The organism is Segatella copri (assembly GCF_019249765.2).
Classification (GTDB): Bacteria; Bacteroidota; Bacteroidia; order Bacteroidales; family Bacteroidaceae; genus Prevotella; species Prevotella copri_K.
The window spans coordinates 1,742,601-1,764,085 of the sequence record NZ_CP152484.1; the positions used below are offsets into that span (position 1 = coordinate 1,742,601).

At 48.3% G+C, this 21,485-nt stretch carries 15 protein-coding genes; 1 reads left to right on the forward strand and 14 read right to left on the reverse strand.

What is annotated here, in order from left to right; genetic code table 11:
- The first annotated feature begins 29 nt into the window (after window positions 1-29).
- The gene (locus KUA46_RS07810) at window positions 30-1,943 is read left to right on the forward strand and encodes a RecQ family ATP-dependent DNA helicase (protein ID WP_117727886.1); all 1,914 of its coding nucleotides are present in this window, start codon (window positions 30-32) and stop codon (window positions 1,941-1,943) included.
- Window positions 1,944-2,153: 210 nt separating this feature from the next.
- On the opposite strand, the gene ilvC is transcribed toward KUA46_RS07810, so the two are convergent.
- The 14 genes from ilvC to KUA46_RS07880 all read right to left on the reverse strand — a co-directional run bounded on the left by ilvC (window position 2,154) and on the right by KUA46_RS07880 (window position 21,462).
- The gene (ilvC, locus tag KUA46_RS07815) at window positions 2,154-3,197 is read right to left on the reverse strand and encodes a ketol-acid reductoisomerase (RefSeq protein WP_089543564.1); all 1,044 of its coding nucleotides are present in this window, start codon (window positions 3,195-3,197) and stop codon (window positions 2,154-2,156) included.
- A gap of 196 nt (window positions 3,198-3,393) precedes the next feature.
- Entirely contained in the window at window positions 3,394-4,197 is an 804-nt protein-coding gene (locus tag KUA46_RS07820) for an acyl-[acyl-carrier-protein] thioesterase (protein WP_218487386.1), read from the reverse strand.
- A 116-nt stretch (window positions 4,198-4,313) separates the two neighbouring features.
- A complete protein-coding gene (ilvN, locus tag KUA46_RS07825) occupies window positions 4,314-4,859 on the reverse strand; it encodes an acetolactate synthase small subunit (RefSeq protein WP_117692246.1) in 546 nt (181 codons plus the stop codon).
- Window positions 4,860-4,965: 106 nt separating this feature from the next.
- Window positions 4,966-6,681, reverse strand: coding sequence for a biosynthetic-type acetolactate synthase large subunit (gene ilvB / locus KUA46_RS07830; protein WP_118152122.1), 1,716 nt, complete (start codon window positions 6,679-6,681; stop codon window positions 4,966-4,968).
- Between the two features lie 83 nt (window positions 6,682-6,764).
- Window positions 6,765-8,567 carry a dihydroxy-acid dehydratase gene (gene ilvD, locus KUA46_RS07835; protein ID WP_040552905.1) on the reverse strand — a complete coding sequence of 601 codons (1,803 nt, stop codon included), beginning with the start codon at window positions 8,565-8,567 and terminating at the stop codon, window positions 6,765-6,767.
- 383 nt (window positions 8,568-8,950) lie between these two features.
- Window positions 8,951-10,096 (reverse strand): OmpA family protein, encoded by a 1,146-nt coding sequence (locus tag KUA46_RS07840; protein WP_117587126.1) that lies wholly within the window; start codon window positions 10,094-10,096, stop codon window positions 8,951-8,953.
- Between the two features lie 238 nt (window positions 10,097-10,334).
- A complete protein-coding gene (locus KUA46_RS07845; RefSeq protein WP_153138553.1) occupies window positions 10,335-12,935 on the reverse strand; it encodes an alpha-L-arabinofuranosidase C-terminal domain-containing protein in 2,601 nt (866 codons plus the stop codon).
- 169 nt (window positions 12,936-13,104) lie between these two features.
- A complete protein-coding gene (gene folD / locus KUA46_RS07850) occupies window positions 13,105-13,983 on the reverse strand; it encodes a bifunctional methylenetetrahydrofolate dehydrogenase/methenyltetrahydrofolate cyclohydrolase FolD (RefSeq protein WP_022121927.1) in 879 nt (292 codons plus the stop codon).
- Window positions 13,984-14,107: 124 nt separating this feature from the next.
- Complete coding sequence (gene ffh / locus KUA46_RS07855) at window positions 14,108-15,460, reverse strand: signal recognition particle protein (RefSeq protein WP_006847372.1); 1,353 nt, start codon at window positions 15,458-15,460, stop codon at window positions 14,108-14,110.
- 142 nt (window positions 15,461-15,602) lie between these two features.
- A complete protein-coding gene (locus KUA46_RS07860) occupies window positions 15,603-16,262 on the reverse strand; it encodes a hypothetical protein (RefSeq protein WP_151201998.1) in 660 nt (219 codons plus the stop codon).
- Between the two features lie 448 nt (window positions 16,263-16,710).
- Window positions 16,711-18,081 (reverse strand): FAD-dependent oxidoreductase, encoded by a 1,371-nt coding sequence (locus KUA46_RS07865; RefSeq protein ID WP_153081255.1) that lies wholly within the window; start codon window positions 18,079-18,081, stop codon window positions 16,711-16,713.
- A 306-nt stretch (window positions 18,082-18,387) separates the two neighbouring features.
- Window positions 18,388-19,185: a prephenate dehydrogenase/arogenate dehydrogenase family protein gene (locus KUA46_RS07870; protein ID WP_022120890.1), complete on the reverse strand. Its 798-nt coding sequence runs from the start codon at window positions 19,183-19,185 to the stop codon at window positions 18,388-18,390.
- A 12-nt stretch (window positions 19,186-19,197) separates the two neighbouring features.
- On the reverse strand, window positions 19,198-20,265 hold the full coding sequence (locus KUA46_RS07875) for a bifunctional 3-deoxy-7-phosphoheptulonate synthase/chorismate mutase type II (RefSeq protein ID WP_117728074.1): 1,068 nt from the start codon (window positions 20,263-20,265) through the stop codon (window positions 19,198-19,200).
- 27 nt (window positions 20,266-20,292) lie between these two features.
- Entirely contained in the window at window positions 20,293-21,462 is a 1,170-nt protein-coding gene (locus tag KUA46_RS07880) for a pyridoxal phosphate-dependent aminotransferase (RefSeq protein WP_022120892.1), read from the reverse strand.
- Window positions 21,463-21,485 lie beyond the last annotated feature (23 nt).

A 21,485-nucleotide genomic window follows, 5' to 3' on the forward strand; every position in this document is an offset into this window, starting at 1 on the left:
GAAATCTGCAAGGGCAAAAGTTTCAAAAAATGGCAGATAAATATCAAGAAATACTACGTACATATTGGGGGTATCCTGACTTTCGCGGCATACAACGAGACATCATCGAGAGTATAGCCCGAGGTGAGGATACCCTCGGTCTTATGCCTACAGGTGGCGGTAAATCCATCACCTTCCAGGTTCCAGCCCTTGCCCAAAAGGGCGTCTGCATTGTGGTAACTCCACTCATTGCGCTGATGAAGGATCAGGTACAGCATCTCAAGGCCCGCAACATCCTGGCTGAAGCCATCTACACAGGATTGTCGCGCCAAGAGATTCTCCGAATATTGGAAAATTGTATTTTCGGTGAAATCAAGTTTCTGTATGTTTCACCAGAACGTCTTTCTTCAGAATTGTTCCAAACTAAACTGCGCCACATTCCGGTGAGTTTCATCACGGTAGATGAAGCTCACTGCATCAGCCAGTGGGGTTACGATTTCCGCCCGTCTTATCTCGAAATTGCAAAAATAAGAGATATGAAGCCCGGTGTACCAGTCCTTGCTCTTACGGCTACGGCCACTCCCGATGTAGTAGAAGATATCCAGAACCAGCTTCACTTCAAGAAGCAAAACGTATTTAAAATGAGTTTTGCCCGCAAGAATCTTGCCTATGTGGTGCGCACCACCAACGACAAGTTGACCGAAATGGTTCATATCCTGCAGTGTACCCAAGGCTCGGCAATCATTTATGCGAGAAGCCGAAAACGAACCAAGGAGATGGCAGAACTTCTGAACAAACAAGGTATTTCTGCTACATTTTACCATGCCGGACTGGATTCCGACGTGAAGGATATCCGACAGAAAAACTGGCAAAATGACGAGATAAGGGTAATGGTAGCAACCAATGCTTTCGGCATGGGAATAGACAAGTCAGATGTGAGAATGGTAATTCATATAGATTGTCCAGACTCACTGGAAGCCTATTTTCAAGAGGCGGGTAGAGGCGGAAGAGACGGCGAAAAGGCTTATGCTGTGCTGCTCTACAACCAGAGCGATGAAAACAAACTCATGAAACGCATAGACGAAACCTTCCCAGACAAAGAATTCATCAAAGACGTTTACGAGCATCTTGCTTACTTTTTCCAGGTGGCAGTTGGAAGCGGAATGGGACAGACTTTCATGTTCGAGATAGAGAAGTTCTGCTTCACCTACAAGTACTTCCCTACTCGCGTAGACTCGGCTCTGCGCATTCTGGAGCGCTCAGGCTATATCCACTACGAGGACAATCCTGACGGAAAAGCAAGAATCAGATTTAACATCAGCCGAAATGATCTCTATCTGCTAGAGAATGTTTCGGAGAAGGAAGAGTCTGTTATTACGGGGCTTCTGCGTAATTACGGCGGTCTGTTTACCGACTATGTTTACATTGATGAGTCGCTGATAGAGCGTGTAAGCGAACTAAACCGTCAGCAGGTATACATGATTCTGAAAAATCTGAGTGCCCGCCACATCATCGACTTCATTCCCCGCCGCAAGACACCTTATATCAGCTATACGCGTCCTAGGGAAGATGGCTTCAGAGTTATCATCCCTGAGGAGGTATGGGAAGTACGCAAGAAACAGTTTACTGCCCACATCAAGAGCATTATCAGTTATGCAAAGAACGACAGCATCTGCCGTTCACGCCAGCTTCTGAGTTATTTTGGCGAAAAAACGAAAATGAAGGACGACTGCGGGATATGTGATGTCTGCATAGACCACAAAATACCCCAGAAGCAAACTATTATATCAGAAATTCTAGACTTGCTGAAAGACGGAAAGCCACATGACATTACAGAATTAAACCAACTGAAATATGATTCAGAAGATATGGCTGCAGTTCTTGAAGAAATGGTTGTGGAGAATATGATGAATGTTGAGGAAGATGAAATCCGGCTTGAACCGAAACCGGAAATGAAACCCTAATATCTTATAAGTCCTGAAGGAGTAAAAGCTTTTCAGAAGAGAGATGCTTTTGCCTTTTCAGGGCTTTTTGTATATGCCAGCATTGGGATTTCGCATACGCCAGCAGCGAGATTTGTATATGCCAGCAACTTATACCCACATATAAACATGAAAAAAGGGAACGACACCTCTCGGGCCATTCCCTTTTCAACATTATGTACGAGAAAAAAATTAGTTATTCTCAGGGCGAAGTTTACGAACTGTAACACCAGCCTGCCACATTTCCTTGTTGCGCATAGCCTCGAGTTCAGCGTTCAACTTCTCACGGTAATCAGCCTGAGAGTTCTTGTCGATAGAAATCTGAGCCTCGTTACCAGTCTTTACAGAGTAGTACAACCACTCCATTACAGGCTTGATAGCCTCACGGAAACGAGGAGCCCAGTCAAGAGCACCACGCTGAGCTGTTGTTGAACAGTTAGCATACATCCAATCCATACCCTTAGCACCGAAGAGAGGGCCAAGGCTCTGTGTGAGCTCCTCAACAGTCTCGTTGAAAGCCTCAGATGGTGAGTGACCATTCTCGCGGAGCACGTCATACTGTGCCTCCAACAATCCCTCAATTGCACCCATCAATGAGCCACGCTCACCTGTGAGGTCAGAAGTAGCCTCACGCTGGAATGTTGTCTTGAACAAATAACCGGCACCGATACCGATACCGAAGGCAATAGTCTTCTCCTCTGCCTTACCAGATGCATCCTGGTATACAGCGTAAGAGCAGTTCAAACCACGACCCTCACAGAACATAGTGCGGAGAGAAGTACCAGAACCCTTAGGAGCAACCATGATTACATCAATATCCTTTGGTGGAACAACGCCTGTGCGGTCGCTCCAGTTGATAGCGAAACCATGTGAATAATACAAAGTCTTACCTGCTGTGAGGTGTGGCTTAATCTTTGGCCAGCATGCAATCTGACCGGCATCAGAAAGCAACATGCAGATGATAGTACCTTTTTCAGCAGCTTCCTCGATAGAGAACAGAGTCTTACCAGGAACCCAACCATCCTTCAGACACTTCTCGTAGGTCTTACCCTGACGCTGTCCGACGATGACGTTGAAACCATTATCGCGAAGGTTACAAGCCTGACCAGGACCCTGGATACCATAACCGATAACTGCGATAGTTTCGTTCTTCAATACTTCACGTGCTTTCTCCAATGAAAATTCATGACTGGTGACAACAGTTTCCATTACGCCACCGAAATTCATTTCTGCCATAATTTTTAATTTTTTGTGCGGCTTGCCGTTTGTGGAGCCGCGGGTTATACTTGTCCATACGGATGCGAGCTGTATTCTTATCCAAAGATAGCCTGTTTGATCCGTCCACCCCCTATCCAAGAAGGCGGCTCTGGGTTTATTTTTATTTTCTGAGTGCAAAGATAAGCAAATAAAATGAAACTACCAAATTTTTCTTTCAATTTTTAATAAATTTAGCCTTACTTCTTACAACTTCCACCTCATTTACGCCATTTTTGCCGGTTTTCGTTATCTTTATGCAGTATTCTTGCATTTTTTCTGCCTCACTTGTTTCTTCCAAATAGAAATGAAGTTGGTCTCCCTGGTGACTTTCTGCTACGTAAGCTATCTCAAATCTTTGCAAAAAGTGATTTTTGTAATAATCCAGATCAAAGAGGTCGAGGATATGTTCGATGTATTTTACCGAGTTGATGTGTCCGTTAACATCTACATCATGATAATAGGTGTCAATGGTTCTCACCAGCTTGGCATCCTTGCCCATTTTCACTCTCGAACTTGCCTGGATAGGACAAGGTTTTTCCGAATCAATATATTCTTTGATAAGCCCGTCGTGAATTTCAAAAATATCAACAGGCTGTCGGGTTTCTGTATCAATCATTGCCCACACGCTCTTGCCGTAACCGTAAACCTTGGCTTCTTCTGATGATGATGTCTTGCCGCAGATTTTGAAATCTCGGGATGTGAAATATTTCATGGCACTCTCGCACCAGGTTTCTACCACAAAGCGGTCGTAAGACTTCGGCATCTCTGTCATCTCAATGGCCAGTCGGCTGAGAACCCATGTCTTGTGTCGGGGCATGAGGTAGTTCATACCGAACCCGCGGTCGTTGCTGTGAAAATCGGCAGCATTGAGCAGATGATTTCCGAGATGCCCCATAAAGAGGTGGCTGCTGAAATCGCAGTGGAAAGGCTCCGAAAGAAATTCGTAACACCCTACCTTATCTAATATTTTCTGTTCCATAATATCTGTCTCGTCCTTTTATCTTGTTGTTTGTCTTGTTGTTTTAAACCGAAAAAGCCCCCTGCTCCGCTAGTTTGAAGCCAGGGGAACAAAGGGCATCAAAATATGAAAGAAATCTAATCTTCTGAATTCTGCTTGAGATAATCAGAGATGGGTTCGTCAAAACTTCTCGTAACAGCGATTCTGCCGCTTCGGGTATACTGAAGGAGGCAGTTGTAACTGTTGAGCTGCTGGAAAAGGTCAGCTATGTCTTCGGTAAGTCCTGCCAGAAGCACGGTGCTGTAGGTAGGATTCACCTCCATCATGCGGGCATCATGCTTGCGGATGGTGCGCGAAACCTCTGGATTTTCGAGCAATACCGGAGTGGAAATCTTGAAGAGAGCCACTTCATGGATGAAGATCTGGTCGTCGGAGTAGTAATCGCTCTTCACCACGTCAATCTTCTTCTCTATTGCCTTGTTGATTTTCTCAATCTGCTCTTCATCACTCCAAACCGTGATGGTATACTTGTGTATATTCTTGATACTGCTGGCCGAAACATTCAAGCTCTCGATATTTACCTGTCTGCGAGTAAACACGGCAGTAATCTGATTCAGGATACCGGCAATGTTTTCTGAGTAAACAAGCAATGTATATAATTTCTTTTCGTTGTTATTCTCCATTTTTCCAAATTTTAAAATAATCGGTTACTTTTCGGAGTCTTTCCTTTTCGGAGGATGCTCCCTCTTGAAGGAATTTACACCTTATTATATATATAGCCGAGAACTTTTAATAATTCAACTCGAGTTGCATCTCATCTACACTCTTGCCCGGCAGCGTCATCGGAACGATGTCTTCATTCTCCTTGATGGCGCACTCCAGCAGGTAAGGACCCTTGGTGCTGATCATCTTCTCCACCTTAGCCTGAAGGTCCTTGCGGTCTATTACCACATCGTATGGTATGCCGTAGGCCTTGGCAATCTCTGCATAATGAGGATTCATCATGTGGGTGAAGGAGTGACGGCCGCCGAACATCAGGTCTTGCCACTGGCGCACGTTGCCCAGATAGTTGTTGTTCAGCAGAATCATCTTTACCGGTGCCTGTTGCTCCATGATGGTGCCCAGTTCCTGGATGTTCATCTGGAAACCGCCGTCGCCGAAGAAACAGCAGATGGTGCGGTCGGGAGCTCCGAAGGTGGCACCGATGGCTGCCGGAAGACCAAAGCCCATGGTTCCGAAACCACCACTGGTTACGATGCTCAGCTTCTTGGTAAACTTGAAGTAGCGGCTACTGATCATCTGGTTCTGGCCTACGTCGTTTACGAGAACAGCCTCATTATGAGTAGCTTCCGTTACCACGTTGGTCACCTCGCCCATGAGCAGCGGTCCCTCTGTAGGATGGATATCCTTCTCTATTACCTTTTCCTGTTCCTGCTGGCGGTATTCCTCGAAGGAATCTCTCCACTCGCGGTGAACATTCTTGTTCAGCAGACGGGTAATGGCTGGCAGACTCTGCTTGCAGTCGCCCACAACAGCCACATCGGTCTTGATAACCTTATCAATCTCAGCCTTGTCAATGTCCAGGTGGATAATCTTTGCCTGAGGAGCATACTTAGAAGGCACGCCTGTGATACGGTCGCTGAAACGCATACCGATGGCGATGAGCACATCACACTCCTGGGTCTTCATGTTGGTAGCATAAGAACCGTGCATGCCGAGCATACCCATGTTGAGCGGGTGGTTGCTAGGCAGGGCAGAAAGGCCGAGCAGGGTTCTGCCGGCAGGGATATCTGCCTTCTCGAGGAATTCGATGAGTTCATTATGTGCACCGCCAAGCTCTACTCCATGACCCACGAGGGCGAATGGTTTCTTGGCATTGTTGATGAGTTCGGCAGCTTCAGCCACCGCCTTTTCATCTATCGTAGGATAAGGGTTGTAAGATGTAACCTTCTCACATTTCACTGGTTCCCACTCGCATGTAGCCACCTGCGCATTCTTTGTAAAGTCGAGCACCACAGGTCCCGGACGTCCGCTGCGGGCGATGTAGAAAGCACGGCTCACAGCCCATGCCACATCCTCGGCACGGCGTATCTGGTAAGACCACTTGGAGATTGGCTGGGTAACACCCACGAGGTCTACCTCCTGGAAAGCATCGGTACCCAGGGCACCTACGCCTACCTGTCCGGCGATGACTACGATTGGTGTAGAATCCATCATGGCATCAGCGATGCCGGTCAATGTATTAGTAGCTCCAGGACCACTAGTGACAAGAGCGACGCCCACTTCGCCGCTGACTCGGGCATAACCCTGTGCAGCGTGAGCAGCAGCCTGCTCGTGACGTACCAATATGTGGTCAAACATCTTCTTTTCACCTCTCGTGTAACCGTACAGTGCATCAAACACTGGCATGATGCTGCCGCCCGGATATCCGAAGATGGTTTTAACATCCTCGTTTTTCAGGGAGCGCATCAGTGCTTCGGCTCCTGTTATTACTTCTTTTGCCATTTATATGTTATTATTCTGAATAATTCAAAAACTTTTCTTTTCTCAAAGACTCTAAAAACTGTCTTTTCAAAGACTCTCGAAGACTAGTCGATGATTCTCACACCGCCCTTATCTGCCGAACTTACGCTTTGGGCATAAGCGCGCAGTGCCTTGCTAACCACGCGGTTGCGCTTCAGCGGCTGCTGTGGGCGTGCTGCGAGTTCCTCGTCAGAGAGCTTCACATTGATGGAGCGGCTAGGGATATCAATGACGATGATGTCGCCATCCTTAATCTTGCCGATGTTACCACCTGCTGCAGCCTCTGGACTGATGTGACCGATGCTCAAGCCTGATGTACCGCCTGAGAAGCGGCCATCGGTGATGAGGGCACATTCCTTGCCCAGGTGACGGCTCTTGATGTAAGAGGTTGGGTAGAGCATCTCCTGCATGCCAGGGCCACCCTTCGGACCCTCGTGGGTGATGACTACGCAGTCGCCTGAGTTAACCTTGCCGCCAAGGATGCCTTCGCATGCATCTTCCTGAGAATCAAAGCATACGGCTGGACCCTCAAAATGCCAGAGCACTGGGTCTACTCCAGCTGTCTTCACTACGCAACCATTCTGGGCGATGTTACCGAAGAGCACTGCCAGTCCGCCATCCTTGGTGTAGGCATGCTCGAGGTCGCGGATACAACCCTCGGCGCGGTCGGTGTCGAGACTCTCCCACTGAGCGTCCTGACTACCCATCTGGGTAGAGAACTTTCTGCCTGGTGCTGAATGGTAGATTCTGTCAGCCTCGGCATCAATCTCTGTGCCGGTAATATCGTATTTCTTCATCTGCTCATCGAGTGTCTTGCCGTCAACACGCTTTACGGCGCCGTTGATCAGACCGCCCTTATTCAGCTCGTTCAGGATACCGAGGATACCACCTGCGCGGTTGCACTCCTGTACACTGTATTTCTGGGTGTTAGGGCTCAACTTGCAGAGGCAAGGCACCTTGCGACTCAATTGGTCGATGTCTTCCATCTTGAAGTCTGCGCCAGCTTCCTGAGCTACTGCCAGCAAGTGGAGCACAGTGTTGGTGCTTCCGCCCATGGCGATGTCCAGGGTCATGGCGTTGAGGAATGCGTCTCGGGTAGCTATATTGCGTGGCAATACGCTCTCGTCGCCGTCCTCATAATATGCATAAGCGTTCTTAACTATCTGGCGTGCTGCATCTTTAAAAAGTTGGATGCGGTTTTTGTGGGTAGCAAGAATGGTTCCGTTACCTGGCAAGCTCAGACCGATGGCCTCGGTGAGAGAGTTCATAGAGTTGGCGGTAAACATACCTGAGCAGCTACCGCAACCTGGGCAGGCGCACTGCTCAATCTGCGTCATCTCCTCGTCAGAAACGCTTGTATCAGCACCCTTAATCATAGCTGTAATCAAGTCGGCGTTCTCACCCTTCCAGCGTCCGGCTTCCATAGGTCCACCTGAGCAGAACACGGTAGGAATGTTCAGTCGCATAGATGCCATGAGCATACCTGGGGTTACCTTGTCGCAGTTTGAGATACAGATCATGGCGTCGGCCTTGTGAGCATTGACCATGTATTCTACAGAGTCGGCAATGATGTCACGGCTTGGGAGGGAATAGAGCATTCCGTCGTGTCCCATTGCGATACCGTCGTCAACGGCAATAGTATTGAATTCGGCTGCGTAGCACCCCATAGCTTCGATTTCCTTCTTGACGATCTGACCGATTTCATGAAGATGGGTATGACCTGGCACAAACTGAGTAAAGCTGTTCACGATAGCAATGATTGGTTTACCAAACTGCTCGTGTTTCATACCTGCAGCTACCCAGAGTGCTCGGGCACCTGCCATTCTTCTGCCTTCAGTGCAGACGCTACTTCTTAATGGATGTTTCATATCTTTTTTTCTTTTATTTCCTTGCTTAAAAGGGCTCTCTCGAGCCCATTTGTTATAATTTGCCTGCAAAGATACAGAGAATTTATGTAATAGCCAACTAATTTCGTATAAAATTTCAGAAAACTTCGTTTTTTTGTTAGAAAAATAAATAAAATGCTTACAATTTATCACGATAGATACTCATTTCTGCTGATTTTGTGCAAAAAAACAAGAAAGAGCTTATTAACCACACTGAACTCTTATCTTATTAAGATTACCTGACGAAAAAGTATAAAGCGAGGCGGCCAGACATGTAAGAAAGGTAAGAAGAAAAAAAAATCCTCCTAAACCGAAGTTTAGGAGGACCTGGTCACAAGACCAAATATCTGAAACTACTTATTTCTTTATTCAGCTGCATTGTTATCATTGAATGTAGCAACACGGTTGAACTCAACCTGCTTGAAGAGCTTGTCAGTAGCACCCATACCCTTAGCCTGAAGACGATTTGCGCTAATCTTGTAAGTCTTAACGAGAATGTTCTTTACAGCATTGGCACGAGCCTCAGAAAGTTTCTGGTTAAGTTCCTTAGAACCCTCTGGAGATGCATAACCCTTAATTTCAACCTTAGCATTTGGATGATTCTTCATATACTGAGCAATCATCTCGATGTTTGGCATCTGGCTACGCTCTACTTTTGACTTACCTACAGTAAACAATACTGTTGGCTGCAAATTGGTAGCAGTAGCTGGCTTTACATACTTAGGAGCCTTCTGGCACTCATTGAGCGCATTCTGGAGATCCTTGATCTGCTTGTCCTTAGCTGCGAGTTCAGAATCCTTGCTATTCAAGTCGTTGCGGAGGTTGTTGATCTGACCATTCAAACCATCAATCTCGTTCTGGTCGCGTGGAGTTACGATAGTGAAGTTGTGAGAGTTGTTAGAACCCTTGAACTTGTAGTTAACACCCACCTTAACCTGGAAAGCAGACTTGTTAACATCAAACTGGCAACCATTGCAAGCACTCTTGTTGTCGTGAAGGAACCAATTCATAGATGGCTCTACATATACCTGCCAAGCCTTGTTTGCGCCAAGGTTGAATGCGAAGTCAACACCTGCGTTAGCTGTGAGGGCATTGAGGTTGCCATTATGAAGGTTGAAAGAGTGGTAAGCGCCGATGCCTGCCAATGGGATGATTTCGAATTTACGTGGCTCACCCTTGTAACCCAAGAAGAGGTTTGTTGCATTGATAGTACCGATGAACTTACCGCTTGCACCACGAACCAAAGTCTTATGTGTAAAAGGCAGGTTGCGGTTACGAGCATAGAGGTCAGCCTCTACAGCAGCACCCCAAACTGGAGTAAACCACTTTCCGAGACGTACACCTACTGAAGGATTTACGTTCTTGAACCATGCATTGTGAGTAGTCTTTGTAGCAGCTCCAACGTTTACACCAAGATACCAATTGTCAAAGAACTTGCTCTCCTGTGTAGTCTGAGCAGATGCAGATACTGCCATTACGGCAGCAGCAAACATTAATACTAACTTTTTCATTTTCTCTCTAAAATTTGATTTTATATAAATTACTTAAAACTTCATTTTCAGGGTGCAAAATAATAAAAAAAATTATTAACTACCAAATTTTTAGCCATATTTTATGCTGTAAAACATAAAAAATGGAGAAAAAGAACATTTTAATATCCTATTTCTCCATTCTATTTTACTCAAAATGAATAATCTGAACCATTATTGGTTCTATCCGTTTCTATCAGAAAACATCTTCTGAAGAAAGCTAAAGTTCGAAAACCTGAGCGCTTCTGCCTGTGATGGTTACCTGCTTGTTGCCCAAGCCAGAAACCGAGAGTTTCAGCGTGCGAGGCAAGGCATTCACCACTTTAAGCCAGGTTTTGCCCGATTTAGAATCCTTCACCACACTGGTGCCCACATATTTCTTCAGCGCATCCGGCAGGCTGAGCACGGATGAGATGTAGAGGTCACCGGCATGCTGCCCGAACATCTTCTGCATCTTGTAGCTCTCGCTCGCGCGTACATTATTATTATCAAAGTAAATCATGTCCGGCTGCCAGTTGCTGTATCCGTCCTTACACAAGAGAGGAGCATAGGATGTCATTTCAACCACATCGCCGTTGCGCTCCACATTGCAGAGGTATATGCCCTCAGCCAGCGCATTGTCTACCGCATTGGCGCCGCGAGATGCATATTCGCCCAGATAAACCTTAGGAGCCTTGCGGTCGTAATGGTCGTAATAATCCTGATGGTTCAGGAACCAGCCCGGCTGCTCGTAATAATGCTCGTCTACGGCATCAATCCAGCGCTTGTTTTCGCGGGCAATCTTCCAACCCTCAATATAATCGGAAGACGGGAAGTGGAACGGACCTACGGTACCCACCACCTCTATCTGAGGATACTTCTTCTTCACTGCCTTGCAGATCATCAGGTAGCGCTGCTCGAAATCGGTAGAGATGAGGTCTTCGTTGCCGATACCTATCATCTTGAGGTTGAACGGAGCCGGATGACCCGCATCGGCTCTCATCTTAGCCCACTTAGAGGTGGCAGGGTCGCCATTCGCCCATTCTACCAGGTCTAGCACGTCCTGAATATACTGCGGCATCTCGCTCATCGGGATTCCGCCCTGCTGACCAGCCACTCCGCGCTCATCTGCCACAGAGTTCTGACAGGGAACACCTGCCGCCAATACAGGCAGCGGCTCGGCTCCCATATCCTCGCACCACTGGAAATACTCATAGAAACCCAGCTGGCGGGTCTGATGGTATCCCCAGATGTTGTAGGCTGGCTTGCGATCTTTCTGCGGACCCACGCTCTCCTTCCAGTGGTAAATGTTCTTGATCCCCTGACCGTGGAGCATGCAGCCGCCCGGGAAGCGCACGAAGCGAGGCTTCAGGTCGGCAATGGCTTCGGCAAGGTCTTTACGCAGTCCATGACCCTTGTAAGTATCTTGTGGTTTGAGACTTACCAAGTCTACCGCCACTTTCTGCTCGCCCTTAGGCAGGATGGCGAACCGGATGTTCTTACCCAGTTTGCCCTCCTTGGTGGTGGCTTCGCTGGCGAGTTCGCCCTCATATTTATCGGTCACGATGAGCTGCGCCTTATATTCCTTCCAGTCTGCGCCCTGCACCTTGATCTTGGTCTGGCATACCGGCAATCCCTCCTGGTTTACGAGCGCCAGGGTGAGGTCTTTCTTCTTGGCATCGATGCAGCGGGCGTGCAGGCTCACCTCGTAGATGGCCGGCTGATGCTTACCCTCCTTGCCCTCAACGGCAGCTCCGCGACGTATGGCGATGCCGTCCCAACCTATATTATAAATAGGTGTAGCGCCCAGAACGGCATAATGGGCATTGTTCTGGCTCACCCCGTTTTCGGTGGCGATGCTCTCTTTCTCTACCCCCACCCATGCCGTGGTGGCATTCCACTGGTGGCGGTGGTCTTCCTTGTTATACTCAAAGTCGCCGTTCTGCAACATTTCTGCAGAGAGTCCTCCGTCGGCAGCGCGGCTGATGTCTTCGAAGAAGATACCCATCAGTTTGTTGGAGATGCGGTGGGATTTCTGTGGATTGATGCTGAGGTTGGCAGGGATTTCCGAATCTATCGGCAGGTCGATGTGGTTGTCCTTGGCATAAGCTGCGAGGTCGGAATCGGTCTTCGGTATCGGCTGGGCGTTGAGTTTTGCCTCTTCAGAAAGGGCGTGGAACCAGGAGCGAATGTAGTTGAGATGTACGGCCGGCACCTCGAAATCGCAGCCCTGGAAAAGTTTTCCGCCTATGGTTGCAGTGTCGCGCTGCCAGAGTATCTCATCAGCTGAAGCCTCCAGCGTATCTTCCTTAAAGGTACGGAAATCGTTGCTTGCCTGTACGTATCGCTTGCCCTTGGATGTCTTGAGATAGATGTCGAAGTTGCCGTCATCCATCTGATAGGCAGCCACATCCTTCACGCCCTTTTCGCGGATGATGGGATAATCCTGCGGGCGCCAGGTGATGAGGTCTTCTGAATAGGCTACGGCAAACTGCGGTGCATGCTGGTTCACGCTCCAGAGTGCGCGCCATGTGCCGTCGTTGGCTTTTACCACGAAGGGGTTATACATCTTCTTTTCAGCTCCCCACGGACCGTAGTCGCTGGCGCAAAGCTGTCCTACATCCACCCAACGCTCATCGTCGGTGAAATAAGCCAGATGCAAGCCCTGGTTGGGTGCTGGCGAATAGATGAATATCTGGCAGATGGAGTCCTTGCCCTGTATGGTGTATGCAGGGGCATCCTTGTCTGTTTGCTTCTGCATCTGCTGCCTGCTGAAAGCCTGACTGGCACTTGCAGCTGCCACGAGCAGCGCTGATGTAAATATGTACTTTAGTATTATCATGTTTCTATATTTTTAGATTAATATTGTTTGTTCATTTTACACTCTTTCTCTCGGCTTGATAAAAAGGCAGAGTGCATCACTGCACCCTGCCCCACAAATTAGAGAGTTATAAAAAATCAAGTATGCAGTGACTTAAGCACTGCTTCTTTCTGAAATAATTATCTTCTTTTTAGCTGTAATATTCCTTCTTGCCGGCAGCCAGCGTATTCTTCATCAGCGAACAGATGGTCATCGGACCAACGCCTCCCGGAACAGGAGTGATGAAGGAGCACTTCTCTGCCACCTCGTCGAATTTCACATCACCGTTCAGGCGGAAACCACTTTTCTTCGTAGCATCAGGCACGCGGGTGGTACCCACATCAATGACTACGGCTCCCGGCTTCACCATATCGGCTGTCACGAAATCAGGACGGCCTATGGCTGCGATGATGATATCTGCCTCCTGACACTCTTTCTTCAAATTCTTGGAATGGGAGTGGCATACGGTGACAGTAGCATCGCCATACTGCTTCTGCATCATCAGCTGAGCCATTGGCTTGCCTACGATGTTGCTTCTGCCCAGAATGACGCATTTCTTGCCACTGGTCTCAATATTGTAATGCTGCAGCAGGGTGAGGATACCGAGCGGAGTGGCAGAGATGAAACAAGGCATGCCGAGCGACATTCTGCCCACGTTTACTGGGTGGAATCCGTCTACATCCTTGCGGTAATCTATTGCCATAGTCACCTTCTGCTCATCGATGTGCTTAGGCAGAGGAAGCTGAACGATGAATCCGTCAACATCATCATCCTGGTTCAGCTTGTCTACACACTGCAGAAGCTCTTCTTCGGTAACATCCTCCTCATAACGGATGAGGGTCGACTTGAATCCACACTTCTCGCAGGCCAGCACCTTGTTCTTCACATAGGTTTCACTGCCTCCGTCGTGCCCTACGAGCACGGCTGCCAAGTGTGGCTGCTTGCCACCGGCGGCTACAATCTGTGCCACCTCCTGGGCTATCTGTTCCTTGATGGCGGCTGCCGTCGCCTTTCCGTCGATTAACGTCATTCTTTCTTTAGTTTATAATTTATAATTTATAGTTTATAGGGCATTCTTGCTTTATAGGGCATTTTTGCCTATCGCAAGTTTGCTATACGGCAAAGCCGCTATAAACTATTAACTATCAACTGATTTACATTCCCGGCATCTTAGGCATGCCTGGCATACCCTTCATGCGGCTCATCATCTGCGCCATTTTGTTGCCGGTCATCATCTGCATCATCTTGCGGGTCTGGTCAAACTGCTTGATGAGTTTGTTCACCTCCTGGATGTTGGTGCCCGAACCCTTGGCGATGCGCTGGCGGCGTGATGTGTTGAGGATGGCTGGATTGGTGCGCTCCTTAGGAGTCATACTCTGGATGATGGCCTCTACGCCCTTGAATGCATCCTCTGGGATATCTACGTCGCGGATGGCCTTGCCAACACCCGGAATCATCGCTGCCAGATCCTTGATGTTACCCATCTTCTTGATCTGCTGGATCTGGTTGTAGAAATCGTTGAAGTCGAACTGGTTCTTTCTGATCTTCTTCTCCAGTTTCTTGGCCTCTTCCAGGTCGAACTGCTCCTGTGCGCGCTCTACGAGGGATACCACGTCACCCATGCCGAGGATTCGGTCTGCCATACGAGCTGGGTGGAACACGTCAATGGCGTCCATCTTCTCGCCGGTACCTATGAACTTGATTGGCTTGGTTACCACGGTACGGATACTGAGGGCAGCACCACCACGGGTATCACCGTCGAGCTTGGTGAGAACAACGCCGTTAAAGTCGAGGCGGTCGTTGAATTCCTTGGCTGTGTTTACGGCATCCTGACCGGTCATGGAGTCAACCACGAAGAGGGTTTCGTCTGGACGGAGATGATTCTTGAGATTGCTGATCTCGTTCATCATCTGCTCATCAATGGCAAGACGTCCGGCTGTATCGACGATTACCACATCGTTGCCGTTAGTCTTGGCCTGCTGGATAGCATGGTCGGCGATACTGAGCACATCCTTGTTCTCTGGCTCGCTGTATACCGGAACACCCACCTGCTCACCCACTACATGGAGCTGCTGGATAGCTGCCGGACGGTAAACGTCGCAGGCCACGAGCAATGGCTTCTTGCCTTTCTTGGTCTTGAGCATATTGGCAAGCTTTCCGCTGAAGGTAGTCTTACCCGAACCCTGCAGACCGCTCATGAGGATGACGGCCGGATGGCTTTCGAGCTTCAATGGGGCTTCTTCGCCGCCCATGAGTTCTTCCAGTTCATCGTGCACCAACTTGATCATCAACTGTCCCGGCTTTACGGCAGTAAGTACATTCATGCCGAGTGCTTTCTCCTTCACCTTGTTGGTGAATTCCTTAGCCACTTTATAGTTTACGTCGGCGTCGAGGAGTGCACGGCGCACATCCTTCATGGTTTCCGCCACGTTAATTTCTGTAATTTTTCCCTCGCCCTTCAAGATTTTGAACGAGCGTTCCAATCTATCACTTAAATTTTCAAACATTTTTCTTTCTTTATTTTTTTGGCTACAAAGATACGACTTTTTTTCGAGAAAGCCAACTTGTTTATGCTTTTTTTTATCCCGTCGGCTAAAATAGCTGTCGCTCTGCCTTTCCCGAGTTCATTTCTTCAGTTTACTCTTGTGCTTATTTTTCAGGATTCTCCTTCTTTTTCGATTTTGATTCAGCATCAGAAGTTGCTTTTTTCTCTTCTGTAGCCATTTCAGAAGGAGGATCTTTCTTAAAAGCCGAGACATCATACGGATTAGTCAATTCATACTTTTTCCCCGTTGCTTTTTCATAAGCAGCTACCACAGGATCCTTATGTTCCATTTTTTCAAATACCTTTTTAGCCTGTTGTAGATGCTTCTTATCACGTTTTCCCTGTTTATCCATCCAGCCGAAAGCATCAAACCCGATGCCAGCAGATGAAGTTGGCAAAGAGTTTATCTTCTCCTGAATATCCTCTTCCATGTTTTTGATGCCTTCCTGATTCTTGCCCCAAACTGTCACTTCGCCTAATTGTTTGGCATCCGGCAAGAGAAACAGAGTATCCGGCAGTTCCTTGTACCGGATAGTTGCCTTCATAAAACCAGGTTTCGATACGGTTGCTGAATCAAACTGATAGCGCATCGTCCAATAGCCCCGATAATCTGTTCTTGCCCAATGATTGTTATTGGTATGAATAAGTGCTTCACGAATAGGCACATGATTTTCTGCCGATGCGATGACACACGTTTTCTGCGCATAGGCAACCTGCCCTAACATGGCAAGCAATACTGTTAAAATCAATATGATACGCTTCATGCTTTTTCTCTTTTATATCTTTTCTTTGTACCAGACAAATTACTTCTTCTTAATATGAATCTGATACAAAAGTAATGATTAAATCTGATATTTCATTAAATTCCCCAAGAAGTTTAAGTTCATTTAAAGAGTAATGTAAAAAAATTAAGCGTCTATAACAGTTGGTCTATTTATATAGTATCATTCAAAGGAAAGATATGGTGTTTTCAACACTAAGAAATATTTTTATAAGTAAAAGCATATAGTTTTTAGAGTTCTTGCATATAGTCTTTTTAGTCAAAACACATAGCTTCCTAGATATTACCACTAGGCTCAGCAGCTCTGCCGAGCCTAGTCAGCAGGTCTGCCGACTGCAGTCAGCACATCTGCCGAGCCTAGTGACAAATCCCAGTAAAAGCAGTACCGTTACTGCAGAAATAATTCACTTAATTCTATTGAATTCATTTGATTATTCGACTATTCCACGTTGCTCGATTCTCTTAGCCTCTTCAAGAAGCTTGATGGCATCTACATACTGAGCGATGCCCTGAGCCACCTCCTTGGCAGCCTTCATTGCCAGGACTACAGTCTGCGGACGGTGTACCACATCACCTCCGGCAAACACACCGCGACGGGTGGTCATACCGAACGGACGTTCAACAACTTTTACATATCCCTTCTCATCCACCTCGATTCCGGCAGTGGTAGAAACGATACGGTTGGCTGGTCTTGAACCGATGGCGAGATAGATTCTGTCGAATTTTTCTACCCTTTCACCCTCAGGAGTGTTCAGAACACAGCTTCCCAGACGGCCGTTTTTGCCCTTCAGAAAGGCCTCGACGGTAGTTTTCCACTCAAATTTCACGCCTTCCTTCACAGCATCTTCATATTCGCTCCGGATGGCAGGCATCTCTTCCTGGGTCTTACGATACAGCACGGTAACATCGGCACCCAGTCGGATAGCAGTACGGGCAGCATCCATGGCCACGTTTCCGCCGCCAATGACACCCACCTTCTCGCCGTCGCGCAGCGGAACCATGTCGCGGGTCAAAGCGCCTTCGTTATAGGCATTCACGTTATGCAGAAAGTATGTACTCTGGCTCACACCGTGGAGCTTTGAACCCGGTGTAGAGTCCATGTTCTGAGGCACGCTGGTACCTGTGCCCATAAAGATGGCGTCGTAGCCTGCACGGAACAGACTGTCGATGGTTACATTGTTCTCGCCCACCATGCAGTTGGTGATAAACTGCACGCCGAGGGCAGCAATCTTAGCCACCTCATCGCGCACTACCGACTTAGGCAAGCGATACTCAGGAATACCATACATCAACACGCCTCCCGGCTCAGCCTGGCCCTCGAAAATGGTGACGTTGAAGCCCTGACGCGCCAGATCGCCGGCTACGGTCAAGCCCGCTGGACCCGAACCGATGACTGCCACACGGCCACGTGTTTTCTGTGGCAACATCTCGCGCGAAAGGTTCATTTTGGTATCAAAATCGGCAATAAACTGCTCCAGTTTGCCGATCTGTACCGGTTTGCCTTTCTTTCCGAGCACGCAGTTGCCCTGACACTGTTTCTCATGAGGGCATACACGGCCGCAGATGGCCGGCAGGTTGCTCTTGGCATTGATGATGCTCATCGCCGCACCCATGTTACCCATAGAGAGTTCGTGTACGAAATCAGGTATATCGTTGCCTATCGGGCATCCCTTCTTGCACTGCGGAATCTTGCAGTGGAGGCAGCGTTTTGCCTCTTCAATGGCTTCGTGGGTTGAAAAACCCTCGTTCACTACCTGGAAGGCAGCAGCATCTGTCTGCTGTTCAGCTGCATCATTCTTCATATTTTTCATTTCTTTCTGTTCACTCATAATAGAACTGCTCTCCTGTTTTATTGATTCTACAATCTATCCTTTGATTTGTGGGTGCAAAGGTACAAATAATATTTCATAAATCGCCCATCCTCCTTACATATTTTCATTTTTCCCGTTTTTTTCCTTATTATCTACAAAAATAAAGCCCTACATTCACATGCAAGGCTTTTTGAGTGTTAATATAATTCTCGAAAGTTCTACATTCACATGCAAAACCTGCAAATTTACGGATGGGGGGAAATCATATAAGTGCTCCCCCCTCTAAAAACATATTAATTATTTTTCTTTAATCTCAATATCTTCCTTCACATGATTCCGTATCTTGGTAAGGAAGAGTTTCATACGCTTCGCATCCTTGTGGTCAATGATGTCGATGAGCTCAGCAAGCTCCTCTCTGATCTGTGCCACCTGACCCGATGTGTATGGGTTGAAGAGGATTTCCTGCAACAGGTAATCATCTTCGTTGAGCACGCCCTTGGCTATCTGCATGTGGCGCTTGAAGGTGGTGCCCGGAGCATCCTGGTGCTTCATCACTGCCGCAAAGGCAAAGGTGCTCACGAAAGGAATACTCAGCGAGTAGGCCACCGTCTGGTCGTGCTCATCAAATGTATACTCATGCAGACTCAACCCCAACTTCTGGTAGAGGTCCTTGAAGAATATCTTGCCCATGTAGTCACCCTCCTTGATGATGACTGCATTCTCCTCTGAAAGCTGGTTCAGATTGGCAAAGGTCGGGCCGAACATAGGGTGCGTGCTCACGAAGCGGAAACCGCTCTTCTCGTAAAACTCCTGCAGCCCGGTCTTTACCGAAGCAATATCGCTGATGATGCAGTCGTGAGAGAGATGTGGCAACACCTCTTCGAAGGCTGGCAGCGTATATTTTACCGTCACCGCATTGATAACCAGTTCGGGGCGGAACATCTCTATCTCTTCCATCTTGGTGAAGCGGTAACAGTTGTAGGTGAAGCGCAGTCGCTTGGCATCCTTCTCGTAAACCGCCACCTCGTGGTCGAAACTGAGCAGGTCGATGAAGAAACTTCCCATCTTACCTGCTCCCATAATTAATATTCTCATCGCCAGTATCCTTTACTTCTGGTTCAGGATTTCCAACTGCTGGCGGACACTCTCCTCATGGATGTGCTCGAAAATCTGAGCGGCAAACTCAGGGCTCATGCCGCAGAGGGCTGCCTGGGCTCCACGCTTGTCGAGAATCTCGTTGTAACGGCTGGTCTGAACGATGGTCATGTTGTGCTCCTTCTTGTAGGTACCAATCTCGCGGCAAACGCGCATACGCTTAGCCAGGAGATCCATCAGCTGGTTGTCGCACTCGTCAATCTGACCGCGCAGCTGGTGCAGACCCTCTGTAGAATAATGCTCATCGCGCACTACGAGGAGGCTGAGGATGTAATCCAGCACCTCTGGGGTAACCTGCTGCTTGGCATCGCTCCATGCATCGTCTGGGCTGCAGTGGCTCTCAACGATGAGGCCGTCGAAACCTAAGTCCATTGCCTGCTGGCAGAGAGGGGCGATGAGGTCGCGTCGGCCGCCGATGTGGCTAGGGTCGCAGATGATTGGCAACTGTGGTATGCGGCGGTGCAACTCGATAGGAATCTGCCACATAGGAAGGTTGCGGTAAATCTTCTTGTCGAAGCTGGAGAATCCGCGGTGGATGGCACCGAGTTTCTTGATGCCTGCCTGGTTGATGCGCTGCAGGGCACCGATCCAAAGCTCGAGGTCTGGGTTTACTGGGTTCTTAACGAGCACAGGCACGTCTACGCCCTGAAGACTGTCGGCAAGTGCCTGCATGGCGAATGGGTTGGCAGATGTACGTGCGCCTACCCACAGAATGTCGATTCCATATTTCAGTGCGAGCTCTACATGCTCTGGGGTAGCCACCTCAGTAGCTGTCAGCATGCCTGTTTCTTCCTTCACCTGCTTCATCCAAGGCAAGGCTGTTTCACCATTACCCTCGAAGCCTCCCGGTTTGGTGCGTGGTTTCCACACACCTGCGCGGAACATGTGGCAACCTTTGGCAGCCAACTGCTTAGCGGTAGTCATAACCTGCTCTTCTGTCTCTGCCGAGCAAGGGCCGGCAATGACGCAAGGGCGTTCCTGATCACTAGGAAAATTCAATGGTTCTAATTCTAATTCCATAGTCGTATATTTTTATTTTTTACTTTTTTACTTTTCAAAAACCTTCTTGATTCTCTCCAGGGCCTCTTTCATCTTCTCATCCTTGGCACAGAGGCTGATACGGATGTAACGCTTACCGTTGGTTCCGAAGATGAAGCCAGGGGTGATAAAGACGCGAGCCTCATGCAGAATCTTCTCTGTCAGGTCTTCTACATCAGCATATTTCTCAGGTATCTTGCCCCAGAGGAACATGCCTACCTGGTTAGGGTCAAACTGGCAGTCGAGCACCTTCATGATCTCCTCAGCAATGTCGCGGCGGCGGCGGTAGTTCTGGATGTTGTTCTCGCGGTGCCATTCATCCGTGTTGTTAAGCATCGCTTCGGCAGCTGCCAGCTGTATGCCTCGGAAGCTTCCGTTGTCGATGTTGCTCTTCACCTTCAGAATCCATGAGATGAAAGTCTTGTTGCTCGAAATCATCGCCACACGCCAGCCTGGCATGTTGTGGCTCTTGCTCAGAGAATTGAACTCGATGCAGCAGTCCTTAGCTCCCGGCACCTGCATGATGCTCATTGGGTGCTCGTTGAGGATGAGCGAATATGGGTTGTCGTTCACCACCACGATGTTGTGCTTCTGGGCGAATGCCACCAGTTTTTCGTAGGTTTCGCGCTTTGCCACACCACCTGTCGGCATGTTAGGATAGTTGGTCCACATCAGTTTTACGTGACTCAGGTCCATCTTCTCCAGGGCGTCGAAATCGGGCTGCCATCCGTTATCCTCTCTCAGATCGTAGTAGGTAATCTTGGTACCCAGAATCTTGTTGATGGCGGTATAGGTAGGGTATCCCGGGTTCGGGATAAGCACCTCATCGCCAGGGTTGCAGAAGGCGAGCGTTACGTGCAGAATGCCTTCCTTGCTACCTATGAGGGGCTGGATTTCTGTAGCCCAGTCGAGGTCTACATCGTACCAGCGCTTATAGAAACCAGCCATTGCTTTGCGCAACTCTGGTATGCCCACCGTAGGCTGATATCCGTGTGCGTTTGGATTGTTGGCTACCTCGCAGAGCTTGTCAATGGTCTGCTTAGAAGGCGGCATGTCTGGACTTCCGATGGCCAGACTGATGATGTCTTTGCCCTCGGCATTAAGCTTAGCCACTTCCTTCAGCTTGCGGCTGAAGTAGTATTCCTGTATTTCCGTTACTCTATTGGCTGGTTGTATCATAATTCTTATTTTTAACTATTAAC